Origin of the sequence: Rickettsiella endosymbiont of Aleochara curtula (assembly GCF_964030935.1) — a bacterium.
In the GTDB taxonomy this organism is placed as follows: Bacteria; Pseudomonadota; Gammaproteobacteria; order Diplorickettsiales; family Diplorickettsiaceae; genus Aquirickettsiella.
Genome location: NZ_OZ034990.1, coordinates 791,508 through 813,178, shown reverse-complemented (window position 1 = coordinate 813,178; position 21,671 = coordinate 791,508). Strand labels below are relative to the sequence as shown.

The window sequence follows — 21,671 nt, the reverse complement described above, 5'->3', positions numbered from 1 at the left end:
TGCCGATTAATTCGCAATTCTCTTCGCGGCACTTGCCAAAAATCCCATTGCTCTGAGTATAAAAAAAGGTTTTTTCATGTTGAGATTTTTACTAGCTTCAGCCTTGCTATTGGCAATCAGCTTTACAACGCCTAGTATAGCAAAGCCTATCCACATTATCGCTGCTGAGAATTTTTATGGTTCTGTTGCGAAACAGATCGGTGGGGATTTTGTCCAAGTCACCAGCATTCTTAATCAACCTGATCAAGATCCACATTTATTTAGTTTAACACCGAGTGTCGCTAAGATTTTGGAGCAAGGAGATCTGATTGTTTATAATGGTTTGGGCTATGATCCTTGGATGCAGAATTTATTAAGTGTGGGCTCAGGCTCAGTAAGAAGCGTTATTTGTGTCGCTGATTTAATCAACAGAAAAGAGGGGGCTAATCCGCATATTTGGTATGATCCAGATACTATGCCCGTTTATGCGAAGGCATTGCGCGGCTATTTGATCAAGCACGATCCACAACATCAAAAGAAATATCAAGCGAACTACCAGCAGTTTATTTTACAACAGCAAAAATTATGGCGACTAATAAAACAAATTAAAGTTCAACATCAAGGTAGCTCGGTTATTGCGACAGAACCGGTGTTTGGATATATGGCGCAGGCCTTAGGATTTCGTATGCAAGGAATTCCGTTTCAACTCAGTATGATGAATGGAGTGGATCCTAGTCCTAGACAAGTACAAGAGTTTCAACTTCAGTTGCAGCAGCATCGAGTCAAATTAGTATTTTACAATAGCCAAGTGAGTAGTCCTTTAGTCTTACATTTATTACAACAGGCTAAGTTGTTAGGCATTCCTATTGTGGGAGTGATGGAAACTCAACCCGTGCATACTACGTATTATCAGTGGATGCAGGATCAATTAACACGAGTAGAGCAGGCATTAGATGAACGCCATTGAATTTAAACAACTTAGTCTTGCCTATGGGCAGCGCTGCATTTTCCAGGATTTCACTGCCGACATCAAGACCGGTGAATTTGTTGCCATTTTAGGTGCTAACGGCGCCGGAAAAAGTACTTTGTTGCGATCGATACTAGGTTTAGTCGCTCCAAGCAAAGGCAGCATTACATTGTTCGGACAAGCGGTACATAAAGGGGCCGCTTTTATTGGGTATATGCCACAAATGCGCCAAAATAGTGGGAATAGTTTAAGTGCGTACGCTTGGTTGGGCGCCAATTTAAATGGCTATCAGTGGGGGTTACCGGTTTTAAATGCACAACAAACCGAAGAATTGCAACGTGTTATTCAATTGGTAAAAGCTGAAAAGATTGTCAATCGACCTTATAGCCTTTTATCAGGAGGGGAACGACAACGTTTATTATTGGCTCAAGCGTTGTTGAATAAACCCAAGATTTTATTGTTAGATGAACCGCTAATGAATCTAGATCCTTATTATCAAGCTACGTTGGTCAGTTTAATTGATGAGATTCGTTTGCAATATGGCATTACCATATTGTTTACTTCACATGATATTAATCCGCTGTTAACCAGCGTCGATAGAGTACTCTATTTGGCGAAAGGTAAAGCAGTGATTGGTTTAGTCGATGAAATTATCAATAGTAAAAAATTAAGTGAACTTTATGGCTTGGATATACAGGTTATTCAGCATGAACAGCAACTTTTTGTCATCAATAAAGAATTAGGATTCCATCATCATGTCAACCATTGTCGACCCGACCTCGATCATTTCTCTGTTTGAATATCATTTTCTACGTAACGCACTGCTAGCGGGTACGATTGCAGCGATGCTGGCCGGTTGCGTCGGATATTTTATGGTCATTCGTAAATTGGCTTTTGCTGGTCATGCCTTAGGGCATATTGGTTTTGCTGGAGCGACGGGTGCCGGCTTAGTGGGTTTAATGCCGGTAACAGGACAGTTGCTTTTGACGATATTGGCGGCCATCGGCATGGGTAGCTTAGGTCATCGAATGAGTAAAAGTGATGTGGCTATCGGCATAGTGTTGGCATTGGCGCTAGGATTAGGCGTTTTATTTTTACATTTTTATACCAGTTATGCCGCACAAGCGATGACGATACTATTTGGTAATCTCTTAGGCGTGTCAGCACATTTAATAAATATGATGTTGATTTATTCGGTTCTCAGTTTGTTAGCCCTAGGTGTCATTGCCAGACCTTTATTATTTGCTAGCTTAGAACCTGAATTAGCGGAAGCGAAAGGTGTTTCCTTACCTCTCATCTCTATTTTATTTATGATCATCGTGGCAGTTGCTGTCACTGAAGCGAGTCAAGTGGTGGGTGTACTCCTAGTATTTACTTTATTGATAGGACCTTCCGCAGCGGCGTTAAATTGGACGCATCATATTTTAAGCGGCTTGTTTTTAACGGTATTGTTTGGCGTCTTAATCGTCTGGCTAGGTATCATTTTAGCTTTTGTCACGGACTGGCCTATTCCGTTTTGGATTAGTGCAATAGCTGCCGCTAATTATTTTTTAAGCTTTATAGGAAAGGCGAATTAAATTAACCTATTAAAAAAATCACCGTCATAGGCGAGCGAATGTCTAGATTGCCGCGCACCTATGGTGCTCGCAATGACGTCTATATTTTACACGCGCTCGCCGTGACAAGTAATTATTTAATCGTCCCAATTCAAACTGCCGCCGGTTTGATATTCCGTTACGCGGGTTTCAAAGAAATTCTTTTCTTTTTTGAGATCAATGATTTCACTCATCCATGGTAAAGGGTTGCTAACACCAGGATATTGTTCAGGCAAGCCAATTTGTGCGAGACGTCGATTACCGATGAAACGTAGATAATCCCACATCATGTTAGCATTTAATCCAAGGATGCCGCGCGGCATAGTATCTAAAGCATATTGGTATTCTAGATCAACGCCTTCTTTGACGAGATCAATGACATAGCGTTTGAACTCCGATGTCCATAAATGTGGGTTTTCTAATTTAATCTGATTGATCACATCGATACCAAAATTTAAATGCATCGATTCGTCGCGTAAGATATATTGAAATTGTTCGGCGGTTCCAGTCATTTTATTTTGCCGACCCATGCTTAGGATCTGTGAAAAACCAACATAGAAAAATATGCCTTCGAATACCACATAAAAAGCAATTAAGTCACGCAATAGACGTTGATCATTTTCGGGTGTGCCGGTACGAAAATTCGGATCAGCTAAACTTTGCGTAAAAGGAAGCGCCCATTCTGTTTTTTTAGCTACCGTAGGTAATTCGCGATACATATTAAAAAGGCGTGCTTCATCCATACCTAAACTTTCTATGACATATTGATAGGCATGTGTATGCAAAGCCTCCTCAAAGGCTTGTCTTAATAAGTATTGTCGACACTCTGGGTTGGTAATATGTCGATAGACGGCTAAGACCAGATTGTTTGCAACCAGGGAATCGGCGGTTGAGAAGAAACCTAAGCTGCGTTCTATGATCAAACGTTCATCTTCGCTTAATCCTTTTGGATCACGCCATAATGCAATGTCTGCCGACATGTTAACTTCTTGTGGCATCCAATGATTAGCGCAGGCCGCTAAGTATTTTTCCCAGGCCCATTTATATTTAAATGGGACCAGTTGATTGAGATCGGCGCGACAGTTGATGATCTTCTTGTCATCTACTTGTACGCGTGCCGCACCTATTTCGAGTGTTTCTAGACCGGTAAAACCACCGGTGGCATGTTCAGTCGTATTCATCGTTTTATCCTCTATAATACTCTTCGCACTTGAATTTTTTTCTGCGTTGCCACTCAACTCGCAATCCTCATGTATGACTAATACATTCCGGTTGCTCATTTTCGCGGCGCCTTGCCAAAAACCCAATTGCTGTGAGTATAGTAATTCTATTTACGAAATTAGTCGTTTATTAGACCTCTTTACTAAATCAAGTCTATAACGCAGGTTTAGAAAGAGGTCTATTGACATGATTCGCAACCTGGGTCAATTATCGAGCAAGCAGGGCCGGTTACACTATCCATTTGTACTGAATTTAAGTGACTTTTTTCTAAGGTTGCCTTTTCAGTATGTGTAGCGCCCATCGTCCGTAAGTAGTAACTTGTTTTTAATCCTTTCAGCCAAATTCGTTTATAAAGCTCATCGAGTTTTTTACCTGAAGCTTGTGCCATATAAAGATTTAACGATTGACTTTGATCGATCCATTTTTGGCGGCGCGATCCGGCTTCAACCAGCCAATGCGTGGGAACCTCAAAGGCAGTGGCATAGAGTTGTTTTAAGCTATCAGGAACACGTTCAATTTTTTGCAAACTACCGTCATAATATTTAAGATCATTTAGCATCACAGCATCCCATAATCCGAGTAATTTCAAATCTTTGACTAAGTAGGGATTGATTACGGTGAATTCACCGGACATATTGGATTTTACAAAAAGGTTTTGATAAGTCGGCTCTATCGATTGTGCAACGCCACAAATATTGGAAATAGTGGCTGTCGGTGCGATGGCCATACAATTTGAGTTACGCATACCTTCTGTCATTACTTTTTTGCGTAATGTGTCCCAATCTAAATGCGCGGTTTGATCTTGATCTAAGAATTCACCACGGGTTTTTTGTAATAGCGCAATAGAATCTAAAGGTAATATTCCTTGGCTCCACAATGATCCATCAAAACTTTCATACGAACCCCGCTCTTTGGCTAAATCGCTGGAAGCTTCTATGGCGTAATAGCTAATCGATTCCATAGAGTGATCGGCAAAAGTGATGGCGGCTTCTGAAGCATAAGGTAAACGTAATTGATATAAAGCATCTTGGAAGCCCATTAGGCCTAAACCGATAGGACGATGCTTTAAGTTCGAACGGCGTGCTTGTGGCACGGTGTAATAATTGATATCAATGACATTATCTAACATACGAATGGCAGTGCGGATAGTACGACGCAATTTCGCTTGATCGATCTCTCCTGATTCGGTCAGATGTTGAGGTAAGTTAATACTTCCCAAATTACAGACAGCTATTTCATCAATAGAGGTATTGAGCGTAATTTCAGTACATAAATTGGAGCTGTGAATGGTTCCCACATGTTGCTGTGGTGAACGTAAGTTGCAAGGATCTTTAAAGGTAATCCAAGGATGTCCGGTTTCAAATAATAAGCTCAGCATTTTTCGCCATAGATTGGCTGCAGGAATAGTTTTGAAATTTTTAATTTCACCGCGCGCGGCTTTGGCTTCATAGGCTTGATATTTTTCTTCAAATTCTAAGCCGAACGCATCATGTAAGTCCGGTGTTTCATCGGGTGAGAATAAAGTCCAGTTTTTTCCTTGCATGAGACGTTTCATGAATAGATCAGGTACCCAATTTGCGGTATTCATATCATGCGTACGCCGCCTGTCATCACCGGTATTTTTTCGTAATTCCAAAAATTCTTCGATATCTAAGTGCCATGTTTCTAAATACGCGCAGACCGCTCCTTTACGTTTACCACCTTGATTGACGGCTACGGCAGAAGCGTTGGCTACGTTTAAAAAAGGTACGACGCCCAGTGACTTGCCATTGGTACCTTTAATTCGTGCACCCATTGCTCGAACTGAAGTCCAGTCATTGCCTAAGCCACCAGCAAATTTTGAAAGTAGGGCATTATCTTTTATGGCACTGTAAATTTGATCGAGATCATCCGATACCGTGGTTAAGAAACAACTTGAAAGTTGTGGACGCAGCGTTCCAGAATTAAATAACGTAGGCGTGGATGCCATGTAATCAAAAGATGAAAGTAGCTGATAAAACTCAATCGCTCGTTCTTCTTTATTAGGTTCTTGTTGTGCAAGTCCCATGGCAACACGCATGAAGAAAGCTTGGGGCAATTCAAAGCGGATATCATCGGCATGCAAAAAATAGCGATCATATAAAGTTTGTAAACTTAGATAAGTAAATTTCTGATCGCGCTCAGGTAATAAGGCCTTACTTAATTTTTCTAAATCAAAGCTTTGTAATTGTGGATCCAATAATTCTAAGTTAACACCGCGCTTGATATAGTGTTGAAAGTAGTGATGGTATACGCCATGATCGCTGGTGTGCGTCGTCGTGGGGAGTTCAAGAAAGTTTAATGCTTCTGTATATAAGGTGCGTAATAAGAAACGTGCAGTTGCGTAAGTATAATTAGGATCTTGTTCAACGAGAGAACGTGCGCTGATAATGAGTGCTTTATCAATTTCTGCGACAGGCATGCCGTCATATAGATTACGTAAGGTTTCTTGTAAAATGAGTTCGTGTTTAACTTCGCTTAAGTCTTTACAGGTCTCCGTGATCAATAGACTCAGTTGTATGAGATCGAGTGGGCGTTGGCTACCATCGGCTAAGGTTATTTGTAACTGAATGTCAGATTGTGATTTCGTTTCTGCACGCATTTTTCGTCGTTCTTCACGATAAAGCACATAGGCGCGCGCGACTTGATGCGCTTCCACTCGCATTAAAGCCAACTCAACTTGATCTTGTATGGCTTCGATAGGTAATGTTCCACCATTGGGGTGGCGTTGTTGTATGATGTTCGTGACTTGCTGTGTTAATTGCGATACCCGTTCATGAATACGTGTGGACAGTGCCGCTTGTCCGCCTTCTACAGCAAGAAAAGCTTTAGTAATGGCAATCCTAATTTTACTTGGATCGTAATTAACAAGTTTACCATTACGTTTTATAACCTGTAGTGTATAGATCGGTTTACTCTCTTGTTCTGCTTCCGCTTCAGGTTGTAGAATCTCGGCGCTGTTAAGCAGAAGAGAAGAAGTCATTAGTTCGGATGAAAGTCCGCTCATGGATGCTCCTTAAAAAAGGTTGTGAGGAATTATGTCTATGGAAATGATATAACACAATATCATGTGGTTTCTATACTATGCAACCACTATATGAAGTGAAGAAGACTTTAGTAAACTGTGAGTAAGCTGGGTAAAACATGTTAATGGTGGCGTGATTTTCGGTTGAAGAGGCCGTCGGAATTAGCTTTATGCATCGATGCTTAAATTTTTTGTATGATGAGTGTATTTTTGTCGATTTGTAGGTAATAGAGGTGATATGCAACAAGTTTCTTTTACAGAGGTTTCAAAAAGTATTTTTCGTGCCTACGATATTCGGGGCATCGTGGGTGAGACGATAACGCCAGAGCTTATCTATACACTAGGAAAAGCCATTGGGAGTGCCACTCAGGAGCAAGGTGAACACACTATTATCACTGCGCGTGACGGACGTTTGTCAGGACCGGTTTTGATGCAGGCTTTACAGCAAGGATTACGTGAAAGTGGCTGCGATGTAATAGATATTGGTCAAGTTCCTAGTCCTGTGCTTTATTTTGCAACACGTTATTTAAATTATCGTTCAGGGGTGATGTTAACAGCGAGCCATAATCCATCGAATTATAATGGCTTAAAGATAGTGTTAGCAGGAAAAAGCTTATCCGAAGGTTCTATAGAGGAACTTTATTTACGTGTCCAAGCAGGGGGCTTTAAATCTGGAAAAGGAAGCTATCAGCAAATATCGGTTACGGAAGCTTATCTCAATCGAATCACTCAAGATATTGTTTTAGCGCGACCTTTACGCGTCGTGCTTGATTGCGGAAATGGAGTAAGTGGTGTCGTTGCTCCTGAATTATTGAGGCGTTTGGGTTGTGAAGTGATTGAGTTATTTTGTGATGTAGATGGCCATTTTCCTAATCATCATCCGGATCCGAGTGTGCCAGAAAATTTAAATGATTTAATTGCCAGTGTAGAACAACATAAGGCCGATATTGGTTTGGCCTTGGATGGCGATGGCGATAGGCTGGGTGTGGTTACGAATCGAGGAGAAATTATTTGGCCCGATAGACAAATGATGTTGTATGCAATAGACGTATTATCGCGTAACGCAGGCGCGCTTATCATTTATGACATCAAATCGACAGGTCATTTAGCCAAGCTTATTGCCGAATACGGCGGCCAGTCTTTAATGTGGAAGACAGGGCATTCGATTATGAAATCTAAATTAGAAGAATCAGGTGCATTATTGGCGGGCGAGATGAGTGGCCACATCTTTTTTAAAGAACGTTGGTACGGTTTTGACGATGGGTTATATACCGCTGCTCGATTATTAGAAATTGTCGCTAAAAGTAAAAAAAATGTGAGTGATCTATTTGCCGAATTACCGAATAGCATTAATACACCCGAGTTAAAGTTACCTATCGCTGAAGATAAAAAATTTGCATTTATTCAAGTTTTCCAAGCACAGGTGGATTTTCCGGACGCGAAACTGAGTAAAATAGATGGTGTCCGTGCTGAGTTTAGTGACGGTTGGGGCTTGGTGCGCGCATCGAATACCAGTCCTTATTTAATTCTGCGATTTGAAGCAGATAACTCAACTGCCTTAAAACGTATACAAACCCTCTTTGGGAATGCCTTGTTAGCGATGGATCCCGATCTCAAGTTACCTTTCTAAGTATACTCTTCGCACTTGAATTTTTGACTGTGTTGCCGCTCAACTCGCAATCCTCATGTATGTCATATACACTCCGGTTGCTTCGTTTTCGCGGCGCCTTGTCAAAAACCCAATTGCTGTGAGTATATGCGTATTATTACTTTAAATGTGAACGGTATTCGCTCTGCTGCGCGCAAAGGTTTTTTTGATTGGTTGAAACTGCAAAATGCTGATGTTGTTTGCTTACAGGAAACCAAAGCACAAAAAGCTCAATTGGATACGTCACATTATCCTGAGGGTTATCAGGCGTATTTTTTTGATGCTGAAAAAAAAGGTTATAGTGGTGTGGCGATTTATAGCCGTATCAAACCTGATTCAATTACTGCCGGGTTAGGTTGGGAATGCGCGGATAAAGAAGGGCGTTATCTTCAGCTGAATTTTCCTAGATTGAGTGTTGCTTCGTTATATATGCCATCAGGTAGTAGTGGTGAATTACGTCAGCAGCTTAAATTTCAATTTTTAGATCATTATTTACCTATTTTGAAAAAACAATGCCAGCAAGAACACGATTTTATTATTTGTGGAGATTGGAATATTGCGCATCAAGCCATCGATTTAAAAAATTGGCGTAGCAATCAAAAAAATTCTGGCTTTTTACCTGAAGAGCGGGCTTGGTTGGATGAGCTATTAGGACCCATAGGTTATGTGGATGCTTTCCGAGAGATGAATCAACAAGCCGAACAATATACCTGGTGGTCAAATCGCGGACGTGCTTGGGATAATAATGTCGGATGGAGGATTGATTATCAAATCATTACACCCGGACTTAAGAATAAAATTAAATCGGTTGGGATTTATAAAGATCAACGCTTTTCAGATCATGCTCCTTTAATTATCGATTATAAGTTTTAGAAGTAGTTGGAATAAGGTCTGGAACTTCAGGTGTTGAACAGTTAAAAAACAAGGGTAGACAGGATGAGGATTTTCGTTTTAAACATAAATTTTCTTCGGGGCAGATTAATTTCTCTTGATCACTATTGAAGATTCCATGGAGTTTAAAAGTTTTTTTTAACTCTTGAGAAAATATTTTTATTATAGTAGGTAATTTGGCAATATTTTTTTTCAGTTTCTTACTTGTTTTTTCCGATAAAGGTTTAGAGGGCTGTGGAAGATCAATTTCTTCTGGCAAAAATTTAGCTAAACCATCTGTTTGTTCTTTCGGTAATAAATAATTCCAATGCGAGCTTACATTGACTAGTGTAAATAAGGACTTAGATTTATCTAATGGAGTTTGTGCCCAATAATAACGCTTAAGATTCGGATTGTAGGCGATTAAGTTTATTTCTATTTTAAAATAGTTGGCTAAAGCAATAAGAATTTCAAATCCCACGTAATTTCCATCTTGATTTAATTTTTTATCTTCTGGTTCAAGATCGGTCAATTGAGTTTCTTGATTTAAAAGCGCAAGATAACCCGCATAGCCGATTTTACGTAAGGGATTGGAAAGTAATGCAGTTAAGTTAATAAGTCCTTGACGTGAACTTTGTTGATGTAGAAAGGCTTTAAATTCAATAAAACAGAGCGAAGGATTTTTTAACAGTTTTTTGAGAGGGCAGGAAGCTAGATTGTTTAATACTTTTTCCCTAAAGTCTTCGAATAAATGTTTATCTAAAATTAGTTGATTGCGAGTGATGGCATCAATTAATCCGCAAGCAAAGGCATACAGCCCACAATTTCCATCGGCAACCGGCGATATTACCCAATAAAAATTATTATCGATAATGCAAGAAAGATTTTTTCTATAGTCATTATCCCTAAGACTCAGCATAACAAAATCAATAGTATTATTGTAGTCTCTATATCCTCAGGGTTTGAATAATATTTTATTTTATTAAATTTAACAATGTTTGTAATGCAAATTCTACTGCTGCATAACGAATAATTAATCGATCACCGGTATAATGCTGGCATTCGGTTTTGCTAAAAGCGTTTTCACTCACCCAAGCCGTCCATATTGTACCTACCGAGAATTTTTCTGTTCCTCCGTCAGGTCCAGCAATGCCGGTAATGGCAATGCTGACGCTGGCTGGACTTTTGTTTAAGGCACCCATAGCCATTGCGAGTACGACTTCTTCACTCACAGGTCCATATCGCTTTATGAGTGATTCGTCTATTCCTAGTGTTTGCTGTTTAGACAAATTAGAGTAAGTAACGAATCCACGTTCAAACCACGTTGAAGCGCCAGGAACACTGGTAATGGTTTGTGCTAATTGTCCTCCTGTGCATGATTCAGCGGTTACTAGCTGTAACTCCTGTTGTTTGAGTTTATCGCCTAACTTTTTTGCATCGCAATGCACTTGGGATAATGGGTGGCTCATCAGTTGTTTAGCTTCCTATAATGGCTTCCTATTTAAGAGTATAACGGCTGGTGTAAAAAAAGGTTATTGTAAACGCATGGCATTTACGGCAACATAGCCTCTTATTAGAGATGTGATAGAGTTAATTGCTAGGTAATTTATGGCCAAAGAAGATCAGATAGTGATGGAAGGTACAGTCATTGAGACCTTACCAAATACCTTATTTAAGGTGGAATTAGAAAATGGGCATGTTATTAATGCCCATATATCCGGACGTATGCGAAAAAGTTATATCCGAGTCCTTACCGGCGATAAGGTGAAAGTCGAAATGACACCGTATGATCTAAGCAAGGGTCGTATCATATTTCGCGGTAAAGGCTCCGAGCCAGATAAGTCTAAGCCGCCTCCTGCTGCTGCTGGTTAGCTGATAGGCGCTTGAGTTAGATTTTTATTTTGTTCTTCAGGGGGAATAATAATTCCTCTTTTTTCCGAAATAATTAATTGTAATTCATCGCTGCTACACGTTAATATTAAATGACCACCATGTACTAAACGTCCAAAGAGTAACTCATCAGCTATCGGCTTTTTGATTCGCTCTTGTATGAGGCGCATCATGGGACGTGCCCCCATGCTTCTATCATAACCATGTTTAGCTAACCAGATACGGGCAGGTTTTTCGACCTGCATGCTAACGTGTTTCTTTTCGAGTTGTGCTTCTAACTCGAGTAAGTATTTGTCAACTACTTGAGAAACGATGTTTGCATTTAAATAATTAAAGTAAATAGTGGCATCCAAACGATTACGAAATTCAGGAGAAAATACGCGTTTGATAGCTTCTGAATTTTCAGCATGATTCAAACTAGGTGTAAAACCTATCTCTTGACGACTAAACTGTTCAGCTCCTGCATTACTGGTCATGACTAAAATAATATGACTAAAATCGGTTTTTCGACCATTGGTATCAGTTAAGTTACCGTTATCCATCACTTGCAATAAAAGATTAAAAATATCCGGATGAGCTTTTTCAATTTCATCTAACAATAAAACGGCATGTGGATGTTTAGTCACTGCTTCGGTTAATAAGCCACCTTGATCATAACCAATATATCCTGGAGGAGCTCCGATTAGACGAGAGACACTATGTCTTTCCATATATTCAGACATATCGAAACGTAGTAGTTCGATGCCCATGAGTTCTGCGAGTTGACGTGTAACCTCGGTTTTCCCCACACCCGTTGGTCCGGCGAAAAGAAAAGATCCTATAGTTTTATTGGTTTCTCTTAAACCAGAACGCGTCAATTTCATCGCAGCGCAAAGATTTTCGATGGCTATATCTTGGCCGAATACGCGAGCTTTTAATTTTGCTTCTAAGTGACGTAAACGACTCTTATCTGAAGCAGAAACATTTCGCGTGGGTATACGTACCATCTTAGCGACAATGGCTTCGATTTCATGGATACCGATGATATGTTTTCTTTTATGGCTAGGTCGTAAGGCCTGATAGGCGCCAGCTTCGTCAACAATATCAATCGCTTTATCGGGTAAGAACCGATCCGGTAAATAACGTGCGGCAAGCTCGACGCTAGCACGTAAGGCTGTCATACGATATTTGACGTGGTGATGTTCTTCCAGTCTATCGCGTAATCCGCGTAAAATGGCAATAGTTTCTTCTAAATTAGGTTCAGGAACATCGATTTTTTGGAAACGTCTTGCTAAAGCACGATCTTTTTCAAAAATGCTACGATATTCTTGGTAAGTGGTAGCACCGATGCATTTTAATTCGCCGGTCGTGAGTAACGGTTTAATTAAGTTAGAAGCATCCATCACACCGCCTGAGGCAGCACCCGCACCAATGACAACATGAATCTCATCAATGAAGAGTACGGATTGAGGTTCTTGTTTAAGTTGTGCTAATAAAGCCTTAAATCTTTTTTCAAAATCCCCTCGATATTTGGTTCCAGCTAATAAACTACCTAGGTCTAAAGAATATATGGTGCTGTTAGCGAGAACAGAGGGAACCTTTTTTTCAATAATGGCTTTAGCGAGTCCTTCCACAATTGCCGTTTTACCGACACCGGCTTCACCGACTAATAAAGGATTATTTTTACGACGGCGGCAAAGAATTTGAATCACGCGTGCTAATTCTTCTTCACGACCAATTAAAGGATCAATTTTTCCAAGACGCGCTTTGCTATTTAAATTAATGGCATAAAGCTCTAATGGACTATTTCCAGGGCCCTCGATAGTGACTTCTTCTTCAGTCACAAACTGATTTAATTTAGGCTCCAAATTATCTTGTAATTTAGGCAGCCCTTGAGATATGTAATTCGATACATCGGAGCGCGTCACATTTTCGCGACGCAAAAAATAAATAGCTTGGCTATCTTGCTCTCCAAAAATAGCAGCTAAAATATTAACGCCATGTACTTGGGTTTTTCCACTGGACTGTACTTGAAAAATGGCGCGTTGCAAAACCCGTTGAAAACCTAATGTAGGTTGTATATCGAGATTAGGATCAGCCGAAGGAAACAAAGGTGTGGTTGCTGCAATAAAATTACTAATCTCGTTCTTAAGCCGATTTAAATTCGCTCCGCATGCTTTTAATGCAGCAACGGCGGAAGGTTCATCTAAAAGTGCTAACAATAGATGTTCAACTGTTAAATATTCATAACGTTTTTCACGAGCTTGTTTAAATATTGAATTTAAACTAACTTCAAGCTCTTTGCTAAACATGGTAGCCCTCCTTTTCGAATCGTATAAAATCCGTGACTTCCCGCATAAAGGCGAGTTTCACTGTTGTTATACAAGCTGGGTAGTCCATGTTGAAAAAATTATTTCCCTTTATTTTTAAGCCTAGTCGAAATTTAAGGATTTGCGAGTTTGCGTAATTTTAAGCCTTTTAAATACAGGGAAAGGGAATAGCTGTATTTTTTAGATAGTTTGCTAGCGCTTTTGTAGTAAGGAAGAGCACTCAGACGGATGATTTTAAGAGGAAAATTGAAATTTTCCTCTTAACTTAGTAAAGGATTATAAAATGATAATTTTTATAATGCAGTAGCCGAGGCAAGTGTTTGTTTATTGCACATATGATCGACAATAGCTTGGGCAAAATCAGAGCAACTGACTTCTTTGGCATCGTTCATTAAACGGGCAAAGTCATAAGTCACGGTTTTTGCTAGGATAGCGCCTTCCACACCGGTAATGATGTGATCGGCTGCTTCATTCCACTCCAAATGCCGTAACATCATTTCAGCGGATAGGATCAACGATCCGGGATTGACCTTATTTTGTCCGGCATATTTGGGTGCTGTGCCATGAGTTGCTTCAAACATGGCCACTTTGTCACTCAGATTTGCGCCAGGGGCAATGCCGATGCCGCCGACCTGTGCGGCTAAAGCATCTGAAATATAATCACCATTCAAATTTAATGTTGCAATTACGCTATATTCGGCGGGACGGAGTAGAATTTGTTGTAAGAAGGCATCGGCAATGAAATCTTTAATAATGATTTCTTTAGCAGTTTTCGGATTTTTTAAGCGCATCCATGGGCCGCCATCAAGCAACTCTGCACCAAATTGCTCTTTAGCCACTGCATAACCCCAATCTTTAAAAGCACCTTCGGTGAATTTCATGATATTGCCTTTATGCACTAAGGTTACTGAGGGCAGATCTTGGTCTATAGCATATTGAATCGCGCGTTTGACTAAACGTTGTGTGCCTTCTTTCGATACCGGTTTAATACCGATGCCACAGTGCTCAGGAAAACGAATTTTTTTAACGCCCATGTCATGTTGTAAGAAAGCGATCAATTTTTTGGCTTCTTTACTGTCGGCTTCCCATTCGATTCCGGCATAAATATCTTCAGAGTTTTCCCGAAAGATGACCATGTTAGTTTTTTCCGGTTCACGAACCGGGCTAGGCACGCCTTTAAAATAACGGACTGGGCGTAGGCAAACATATAAATCTAGTTTTTGGCGCAATGCCACATTTAACGAACGAATACCTCCACCTACTGGCGTGGTGAGCGGCCCCTTGATCGAAACCACATAATCACGCACTGCAGCGAGTGTTTCTTCGGGTAACCAAACATCAGAACCGTAAATCTGTGTGGCTTTTTCTCCGGCATAGATTTCCATCCAAGCAATTCGACGTTTATCGCCATAAGCCTTGCTGACAGCGGCATCAACCACGAGTCGCATCGCTGGCGTGATATCAACACCGATACCATCACCTTCAATAAAAGGAATTATTGGTTGATTCGGCACATTTAAAGAATAATCTGAATTAACCGATATTTTTTCGCCGGAACTTGGAATCTGAATATGCTGGTAAGACATTACGCTCTCCGCTTTTTTTTGGGATAGAAAAATTTCGATCCAATTTTACAGGATTTTGTTTACTTGAGCGAGTTTACTTTGTTAATGTTAACGCAGTGATAAAGGCGAATAGACAAGCTTTCCTGAGTTTTGCTGATTTTCAACTTTTATAGCATTGTTTTCCGGGCATGATAAGTTTTTAAAGAAAGTTCGAGTGTCTCGAATAGGTAAAACAAGTTTTTTATCACTAACTACTGGTTTATCGAAGGTAGTTTTTTCATTAGTGGATGCGATAGAAGCTAATTTTTTTATGCTTAATGTAAGTATATTTATGCATTGCTTTGCTTTATCTTTTTCTTTTAAAAGATTAGTCTGAGTATAAAAATTTGAGGAATTTAAAAATTGCTTTTTGGCTTTTTCTAAAAGTTCCAGTTTTTCAGAGTCAGCTGCATTCTTTTTTGAGTTGATTAAATCCATTATTATGGTTATTGCATAATTGTTGCAAGCGATAGCGCGACGTTCGTTAAATGATTTCTTATGGAAAGGATTGAGGATACCTTCAAGCTTATCGTTTATTCTCATTTGTGAGAACTCGTTTAATAAATGTTCACACTCTTTTTTCCATTGGGACTTTATTTTATGATGGGGGGCGATAGCAGGATCTATTTTTACTTTTTTAGCTGGCTTGATGTCATTGTCAAATGATTCTCTTTTACGCTGAGTTGGTTTGATCGCATCTGAGGCAGCTATTTTTTGCGTTACTATAGGAAGTATGGATTGATCAAGCACTTTAGGCAATTTATCCGATGTTTCCTTAGGAGTTTCTTTATAGGATGCGGTCCATGTTATTGCTGCATGTTTTAACGGGGGAGATGTTCTCCTTAAAACTACGACGAGTTTTTTATTCGGGTGCGAAGTAAAATGATTATTCTTGGATGAATTCTGTAATTTTTGTGCTGTTATTTCAAGTTCTTTTATGCGCTGCTCTGTTTGATCTGCGGATTTTGATAGATTAGCCTGTTTATAAAAATTAACGGCTTTTGCTAAAAACTTCATTGCAGCTTCTACCTGATTTATCTGGCCATTCGCTTTATCTTTTAATTCTATTTTAGATTTTTCGACTAAAGTTTCTGCAAAATTATAATGACTATCTGCTAGAAGTCTTTTTTCCTTAGTTTTCCAGGTCTGTTCAAAATCATCGATATACTCTAGCAGCGTAACCGAGTTTTCATCTTTTGAATCTAAACTTGCTTTTTTCGTTTGTAATTTTATGAAATCAATTCCAATAGCTAGAATCTTTTCGTTTAATTTAATTAGTTCCTCTTCTGTTTCTGGATCCAAATTTAAGGCATGCACATCAGAATAGAGCGTTGATATCCATGCTTCCAGATAAATTTTATTAATTAATGCTGTAGAATTTCCTTTTGATTCAATAATAGACTTAATTTTTTGGAAATTTTCCTTACAAAAGCTAAATTTTTCTATATTGGGGTTATTTTTATACATACGATATACGGTGTTATAATGCCCGTTGGCAACCGTCATAATTTCCGTTAAGTGTTTCTCTAGATCTTTTTCATTATTTGCATTTTTTGCACTAAGAAATGTATCTTCATGCATCAAAATCGACTGGGTATTTTTTGCGGGCATTTTTTGGTCTCAAGATTAATTTGTAATTTTTAAACTACTGTAATTAACTTTCCTTAACGCATTATTAAATTAAAGGTCAGCCTAATTCTGCTTTCAGAAAGCCAAAAAAATATGGATGTCATCAGTAATGAGAAATATTGTTAGGTTTTAGCGTAAATCAGGGCATTTTTGGCAAGCTTTCGAATCAGTCTATTCGCCAATTTAGTTTGGATGAGTATATACTTTAGTTTAATGAGGTTATTGAGTTAAAAGATGATAGGTGATTTTTCTTTAGGCCAAAAAATAATACTATGGGTGATACCTTTACTGTTCGCTATCACTGTCCATGAAACCGCACATGGCTGGGTTGCCTCAAAATGCGGCGATCCTACGGCTAAAGTATTGGGCCGTTTAACGCTGAATCCATTGAAGCATATTGACCCCATCGGCACCATTATTGTACCAGCCATTCTTTTTTTCCTGGGTGGGTTCGTATTTGGTTGGGCGAAACCGGTACCGGTTACTTGGCAAAATCTTAAAAACCCCAGACGTGATATGGCTTTAGTCGCCGCCGCGGGCCCTATGGCGAATCTCGCGATGGCTTTTTTGTGGGTGGGTATCGCCAAAATAGCGATGTTATTTGATAATGCGCCGATTATTTATATGGCCCAGATCGGCGTGTCGATTAATTTGGTATTAATGCTATTAAATCTAATTCCGATCCCACCTTTAGATGGTAGTCGCGTAGTGGCTAGTTTTTTGTCACCGGCGATGGCTTATCAGTTTAATAAATTAGAGGTGTATGGGTTTTTTATTTTAGTGCTGTTATTAGCCAGTGGTGTTCTGGCCAGAATCTTAGGTCCGCTATTGCAGGGGCTATTATCGGTTTTTTTTAGATTTTTTGGCTTATAACCATTACACTGGAGCTATGACTGAAAACCTACTTGCTACGACACCAGCCGATACGCCTATTGCCACTATACGTGGTCAACCCTTGGCCCAAATGCCTAGTGATCTGTATATTCCTCCTCAGGCCTTAGAAGTACTGCTAGAAGCCTTTACAGGACCTTTAGATCTGCTGCTCTATCTGATAAAAAAGCAAAATTTTGATATTTTGGATATTCCGGTTGCAGAAATAACGCGCCAATATATGCAATATATTGAGTTGATGCAGGTATTGGAAATTGAATTAGCCGCCGAATATCTGGTCATGGCGGCCATACTCACTGAAATTAAATCACGTCTGCTTTTGCCTAAGCCCTTCGAGGCGCAAACGAATGATGAGGCCGATCCTCGGGCTGAATTAATACGTCGTTTACAAGAGTACGAAAGAACCAAACAAGCCGCGCAGACTTTAGAGCAATTGCCGCGTTTAGGCCGCGATGTTTTTTTAGCGATGGCGGAAGCCGTTCTGCCGTCTGTTTCGGCAGAAAATCCCAGACAACTTCCGCCTTTGGCTTTAGAGGAGTTAGTGGAAGCTTTTCAAGCGGTTTTATCTAGGGCTGCTTTAAGAACGCATCATGCCATTGCCGAAGAACCGTTGTCGATTAAGGATCGTATGGCGCAAATTTTGCATAAAATAACCACGCAATCTCAGTTAAAATTTACTGAGCTGTTTAAACTCGATGAAGGTCGTATGGGTGTCGTAGTGACTTTTATGGCTTTGTTAGAATTATGGCGCCAATCCTTAGTTAAACTTTCGCAAGCCGACCCTTTTGGAGAGATTGAAGTGCGAGGAATCTAATGTTTCAAAATAAAACAATTATAATAACCGGTGGATCATCAGGAATTGGCGCAGCAACTGTCGCGTTATTCAGTGGTGCAGGAGCAACCGTTTACATACTCGATAAAAAAAAATTGGCAAATGTCGCATCTCAGTCGATTCATTACTTAGCGTGTGATGTTTCGAAAGCTGATCAAGTTAAATCAGCGATGCATACCATTCTTCAGAAAAACCCAACGATTGATTATCTTTTTTGTAATGCGGGTATACATTTATTTGCTAACATAGAAGAAAGTTCTGATGAAGCTATGCAAAAAGTCTTTGCAACCAATTTAATGGGTACGATTTATTGTTTGCAGCAAGTATTACCTTGCATGAAACAGCAAGGATTCGGAACAATCGTTTTAATGGCTTCGGATCAAGCTTTTATCGCCAAAGAACAATGCGCCATTTATGGTGCAAGTAAAGCAGCTATTGCACAATTAGCTAAAAGTACGGCATTAGATTATGCCGCTTATGGAATTCGAGTTAATTGTGTTTGCCCCGGTACTATCGATACACCGATGTATCAAGCTGTTTTAGAAAGTTTTCGGCAAAAAACAGGCTCAACACTTTCTTCTATTCAAGCACAAGTGGCTGAAAAATTACCGCTGAAGCGCGTAGGAAAACCTGAGGAAGTGGCGCAGCTGGTCGGTTTCTTATGTAGTGATTCCGCTTCGTTTATGACGGGTGCATTGGTTAATATTGATGGTGGCTACACCATACAATAAAATACTCTTCGCACTTGAATTCTTGTTACATCAATGGGGAATCTGTACGACTGCGGATTCGAGCAATCGGCCTAGATTATCGCTTGCTTTCGCGGCAAAATGTACCGTTCCTTCATGCGTAATCGGTTCATCACTAAGTCCAGCCGCTAGATTCGTTACTACAGAAATGACCGCTACATTTAAACCGCAATGTCTAGCAACAATCACCTCGGGAACGGTGGACATTCCTACTACATCCGCACCTAACTGTCGAAAAGCCCGTATTTCTGCAGGAGTTTCAAAATTAGGACCTAAAACACTAACATACACCCCTTCGTTTAAAGGGATAGACAACTTTTTTGCCGTTTGTTGAATGATATGTCGGATACCCGAATCATAAGCATCATCCATAGGGAAGAAACGTGGACCAAATTCTTCATCATTAGGTCCGGCAAGAGGATTCATCGGTTGAAAATTGATATGATCGGAAATTAAAATCAATTGACCTAATTCCACATTTTTATTTAAGGCTCCGACAGCATTCGTCATTAATAGGGTATGGCAGCCCAAACATTTTAAGGTGCGGATAAATGTTTTAAAGTCTTTACCTTGCATCCCTTCATAGGGATGAACACGCCCTTGGCAACATACAACAGGTATTTTGTTGAGATAGCCAAGTATCATTTTTCCATGATGTCCTATTACGCTACTCACTGGAAAACCAGGAAGTTCAGCATAGGGAATTGAGATGCTGTCAGTAAGCTTATCGGCAATATCTGCTAAACCAGAGCCTAAAATAATTCCAATCTTAGGTTGGAAATCAGTTCGACGTTTCAAAATAGATTGAGCAAGCTGTTGTGGGGAAAAATGGGCTGTCATGAATCACCTTTTAGTGAGATAAACTCGTCTTTTATATGATTTTAATGAGGGTCACTATACCCCGGTGGAGGAGTGCTCGCTACTTCATCCGATCCAAATAAAAACTTTTCCATTTCTTTTTTCAAAAATTCCCGTGCTTGAGGCTCGAATGTACTTAAGCGATATTCGTTAATGAGCATAGTTTGATGGTTTACCCATTGTTGCCAAGCGGGTTTACTAATCGATTGATAAATGCGTTGACCTAATTCTCCGGGGTAAGGGAGATAATCAAGTCCTTCTGCTTGGGTATGTAGTTTAATGCAATAAATAGTTCGGCTCATAAATACTCTTCGCATTTGAATTGTTGTCTGTGTTGCCGCTCAACTCGCAATCCTCATGTATCTTGAATACATCCGGTTGCTTCATTCTCGCGGCGCCTTGCCAAAAATCCAACTGCTGCGAGTATACTCTTCGCATTTGAATTGTTGTCTGTCACTTAACTCTGCGGTATTTGCCAAAAGCATCATTGCTATGAGTGTATGTGGCTTAATAATTTTCTGACTGGTGCGGCAAGACCTTTCGTGGCTAATTGTTGCTTGTTATACCAGACTATGCGCTCAGATTCCATTAGTGGCGGGCACCATTGTTTTACAGGTATGACGACAGGCCTAATTTCCAGTTGAAAATGACTAAACGTATGTTTTAAAAAATGATATTTTTTGATAGGTTTCTCTATTTCACAATAATAGTGTTTTTTGCAAAAATTTTTCATATTTTCTGTTATTGAACATTCCGGCAAACTCCATAATCCCCCCCAAATTCCGAACGGCGGCCGTTTTTCTAGTAAAATTTCTTGCTGATCATTGATTAAGATTAGCATCTTGATGGTACGGCAAGGGATGGTTTCACGTGGTTTGGGTGAGGGATAATCTGTAGTGTTATTTTCAATATAAGCTTGGCAATGGCTTTGTAAAGGGCATTCTGTACATTTGGGTTGCGTGCGTGTGCAAACGAGTGCGCCCAGATCCATCATCGCTTGTGTATATTCACCAATGTATTTATTTTTGGGCGTATAATGTTCAGCTAAAGCCCATAATTGTTTACTTACTATGCTTGAACCAGACCAGCCTGAGATGGCATGAAACCGCGCCAGTACTCGTTTTACATTTCCATCGAGTATAGTCGCAGGCTGGCTAAATGCTAAGGCAAGTATGGCGCCGGCTGTTGATCGACCGATGCCAGGTAGGTTTTGTAGTAACAATAAATCTTGTGGAAATTTTCCTGAATATTCTTTTTCAATGGATTGCGCACAGCGGTGTAAATTGCGTGCCCGAGCATAATAACCTAAGCCTGCCCAAAGCATAATAACCTCATCGATATCTGCTTTAGCGAGTGAGGAAAGTGTCGGAAAATGTTGAACAAAACGTTCAAAATAAGGAATCACTGTGGCAACTTGGGTCTGTTGCAGCATGATTTCCGAAAGCCAAATAAGATAGGGTGATTTTGCTTGCTGCCAGGGGAGATGTTTGCGGCCCGAGCTACTGAACCAGGTTAATATTTTTTGTTGAAATTGTTTAGCTGTTAGTGTCACGGGACGCTTTATAACAAATTAGTTACTGATGTTT

The 21,671-nt window shown here is 39.9% G+C and carries 19 protein-coding genes; 9 read left to right on the top strand and 10 right to left on the bottom strand.

Annotated elements, in window-relative coordinates; translation table 11 throughout:
• Positions 1-76: 76 nt before the first annotated feature.
• The 3 genes from AAHF87_RS03545 to AAHF87_RS03535 are packed head-to-tail and all read left to right on the top strand — an operon-like array spanning position 77 to position 2,523.
• Entirely contained in the window at positions 77-946 is an 870-nt protein-coding gene (locus tag AAHF87_RS03545; RefSeq protein ID WP_342147071.1) for a metal ABC transporter solute-binding protein, Zn/Mn family, read from the top strand.
• Entirely contained in the window at positions 933-1,745 is an 813-nt protein-coding gene (locus AAHF87_RS03540; protein WP_342147070.1) for a metal ABC transporter ATP-binding protein, read from the top strand. The genes AAHF87_RS03545 and AAHF87_RS03540 overlap by 14 nt, the downstream gene beginning before the upstream one ends.
• Positions 1,702-2,523 (top strand): metal ABC transporter permease, encoded by an 822-nt coding sequence (locus AAHF87_RS03535; protein ID WP_342147068.1) that lies wholly within the window; start codon positions 1,702-1,704, stop codon positions 2,521-2,523. The genes AAHF87_RS03540 and AAHF87_RS03535 overlap by 44 nt, the downstream gene beginning before the upstream one ends.
• 116 nt (positions 2,524-2,639) lie before the next feature.
• Here AAHF87_RS03535 and AAHF87_RS03530 read toward each other — a convergent pair whose 3' ends face one another.
• Both AAHF87_RS03530 and AAHF87_RS03525 read right to left on the bottom strand, forming a co-directional pair.
• The gene (locus tag AAHF87_RS03530; protein WP_342147067.1) at positions 2,640-3,821 is read right to left on the bottom strand and encodes a ribonucleotide-diphosphate reductase subunit beta; all 1,182 of its coding nucleotides are present in this window, start codon (positions 3,819-3,821) and stop codon (positions 2,640-2,642) included.
• 119 nt (positions 3,822-3,940) lie between these two features.
• Positions 3,941-6,787, bottom strand: a complete 2,847-nt coding sequence (locus AAHF87_RS03525) for a ribonucleoside-diphosphate reductase subunit alpha (protein WP_342147066.1) — start codon at positions 6,785-6,787, stop codon at positions 3,941-3,943.
• A 256-nt stretch (positions 6,788-7,043) separates the two neighbouring features.
• Between AAHF87_RS03525 and AAHF87_RS03520 the strand changes: the two genes are divergently transcribed.
• Positions 7,044-8,435, top strand: a complete 1,392-nt coding sequence (locus tag AAHF87_RS03520) for a phosphomannomutase/phosphoglucomutase (protein ID WP_342147065.1) — start codon at positions 7,044-7,046, stop codon at positions 8,433-8,435.
• Between the two features lie 126 nt (positions 8,436-8,561).
• Positions 8,562-9,326, top strand: a complete 765-nt coding sequence (locus tag AAHF87_RS03515) for an exodeoxyribonuclease III (protein ID WP_342147064.1) — start codon at positions 8,562-8,564, stop codon at positions 9,324-9,326.
• Here AAHF87_RS03515 and AAHF87_RS03510 read toward each other — a convergent pair.
• Entirely contained in the window at positions 9,307-10,242 is a 936-nt protein-coding gene (locus AAHF87_RS03510; protein ID WP_342147062.1) for a hypothetical protein, read from the bottom strand. The genes AAHF87_RS03515 and AAHF87_RS03510 overlap by 20 nt on opposite strands.
• Before the next feature lie 55 nt (positions 10,243-10,297).
• Entirely contained in the window at positions 10,298-10,792 is a 495-nt protein-coding gene (locus tag AAHF87_RS03505) for a CinA family protein (protein WP_342147060.1), read from the bottom strand.
• Between the two features lie 139 nt (positions 10,793-10,931).
• Here AAHF87_RS03505 and infA point away from each other — a divergent pair, with 139 nt between their 5' ends.
• Positions 10,932-11,195: a translation initiation factor IF-1 gene (gene infA / locus AAHF87_RS03500; protein WP_342147058.1), complete on the top strand. Its 264-nt coding sequence runs from the start codon at positions 10,932-10,934 to the stop codon at positions 11,193-11,195.
• On the opposite strand, the gene clpA is transcribed toward infA, so the two are convergent.
• The 3 genes from clpA to AAHF87_RS03485 form a co-directional block, all read right to left on the bottom strand.
• Positions 11,192-13,504, bottom strand: a complete 2,313-nt coding sequence (gene clpA / locus AAHF87_RS03495; RefSeq protein WP_342147057.1) for an ATP-dependent Clp protease ATP-binding subunit ClpA — start codon at positions 13,502-13,504, stop codon at positions 11,192-11,194. The genes infA and clpA overlap by 4 nt on opposite strands.
• Positions 13,505-13,815: 311 nt before the next feature.
• Positions 13,816-15,108, bottom strand: coding sequence for an NADP-dependent isocitrate dehydrogenase (gene icd, locus AAHF87_RS03490; protein ID WP_342147055.1), 1,293 nt, complete (start codon positions 15,106-15,108; stop codon positions 13,816-13,818).
• Between the two features lie 87 nt (positions 15,109-15,195).
• Positions 15,196-16,737: a hypothetical protein gene (locus tag AAHF87_RS03485; protein ID WP_342147054.1), complete on the bottom strand. Its 1,542-nt coding sequence runs from the start codon at positions 16,735-16,737 to the stop codon at positions 15,196-15,198.
• A 252-nt stretch (positions 16,738-16,989) separates the two neighbouring features.
• Here AAHF87_RS03485 and AAHF87_RS03480 point away from each other — a divergent pair, with 252 nt between their 5' ends.
• Genes AAHF87_RS03480 through AAHF87_RS03470 form a run of 3 tightly spaced genes read left to right on the top strand, consistent with a single transcriptional unit; the run spans position 16,990 to position 19,209 of the window.
• On the top strand, positions 16,990-17,628 hold the full coding sequence (locus tag AAHF87_RS03480) for a site-2 protease family protein (protein WP_342147053.1): 639 nt from the start codon (positions 16,990-16,992) through the stop codon (positions 17,626-17,628).
• 16 nt (positions 17,629-17,644) lie between these two features.
• The gene (locus AAHF87_RS03475) at positions 17,645-18,460 is read left to right on the top strand and encodes a ScpA family protein (protein WP_342147052.1); all 816 of its coding nucleotides are present in this window, start codon (positions 17,645-17,647) and stop codon (positions 18,458-18,460) included.
• A complete protein-coding gene (locus AAHF87_RS03470) occupies positions 18,460-19,209 on the top strand; it encodes an SDR family oxidoreductase (RefSeq protein ID WP_342147051.1) in 750 nt (249 codons plus the stop codon). The genes AAHF87_RS03475 and AAHF87_RS03470 overlap by 1 nt, the downstream gene beginning before the upstream one ends.
• Positions 19,210-19,239: 30 nt before the next feature.
• Here AAHF87_RS03470 and AAHF87_RS03465 read toward each other — a convergent pair whose 3' ends face one another.
• The 3 genes from AAHF87_RS03465 to mutY form a co-directional block, all read right to left on the bottom strand.
• A complete protein-coding gene (locus tag AAHF87_RS03465) occupies positions 19,240-20,067 on the bottom strand; it encodes a purine-nucleoside phosphorylase (RefSeq protein WP_342147050.1) in 828 nt (275 codons plus the stop codon).
• A gap of 41 nt (positions 20,068-20,108) precedes the next feature.
• Positions 20,109-20,387 carry an oxidative damage protection protein gene (locus AAHF87_RS03460; RefSeq protein ID WP_342147049.1) on the bottom strand — a complete coding sequence of 93 codons (279 nt, stop codon included), beginning with the start codon at positions 20,385-20,387 and terminating at the stop codon, positions 20,109-20,111.
• A 188-nt stretch (positions 20,388-20,575) separates the two neighbouring features.
• Positions 20,576-21,637: an A/G-specific adenine glycosylase gene (gene mutY, locus AAHF87_RS03455; protein ID WP_342147047.1), complete on the bottom strand. Its 1,062-nt coding sequence runs from the start codon at positions 21,635-21,637 to the stop codon at positions 20,576-20,578.
• Positions 21,638-21,671 lie beyond the last annotated feature (34 nt).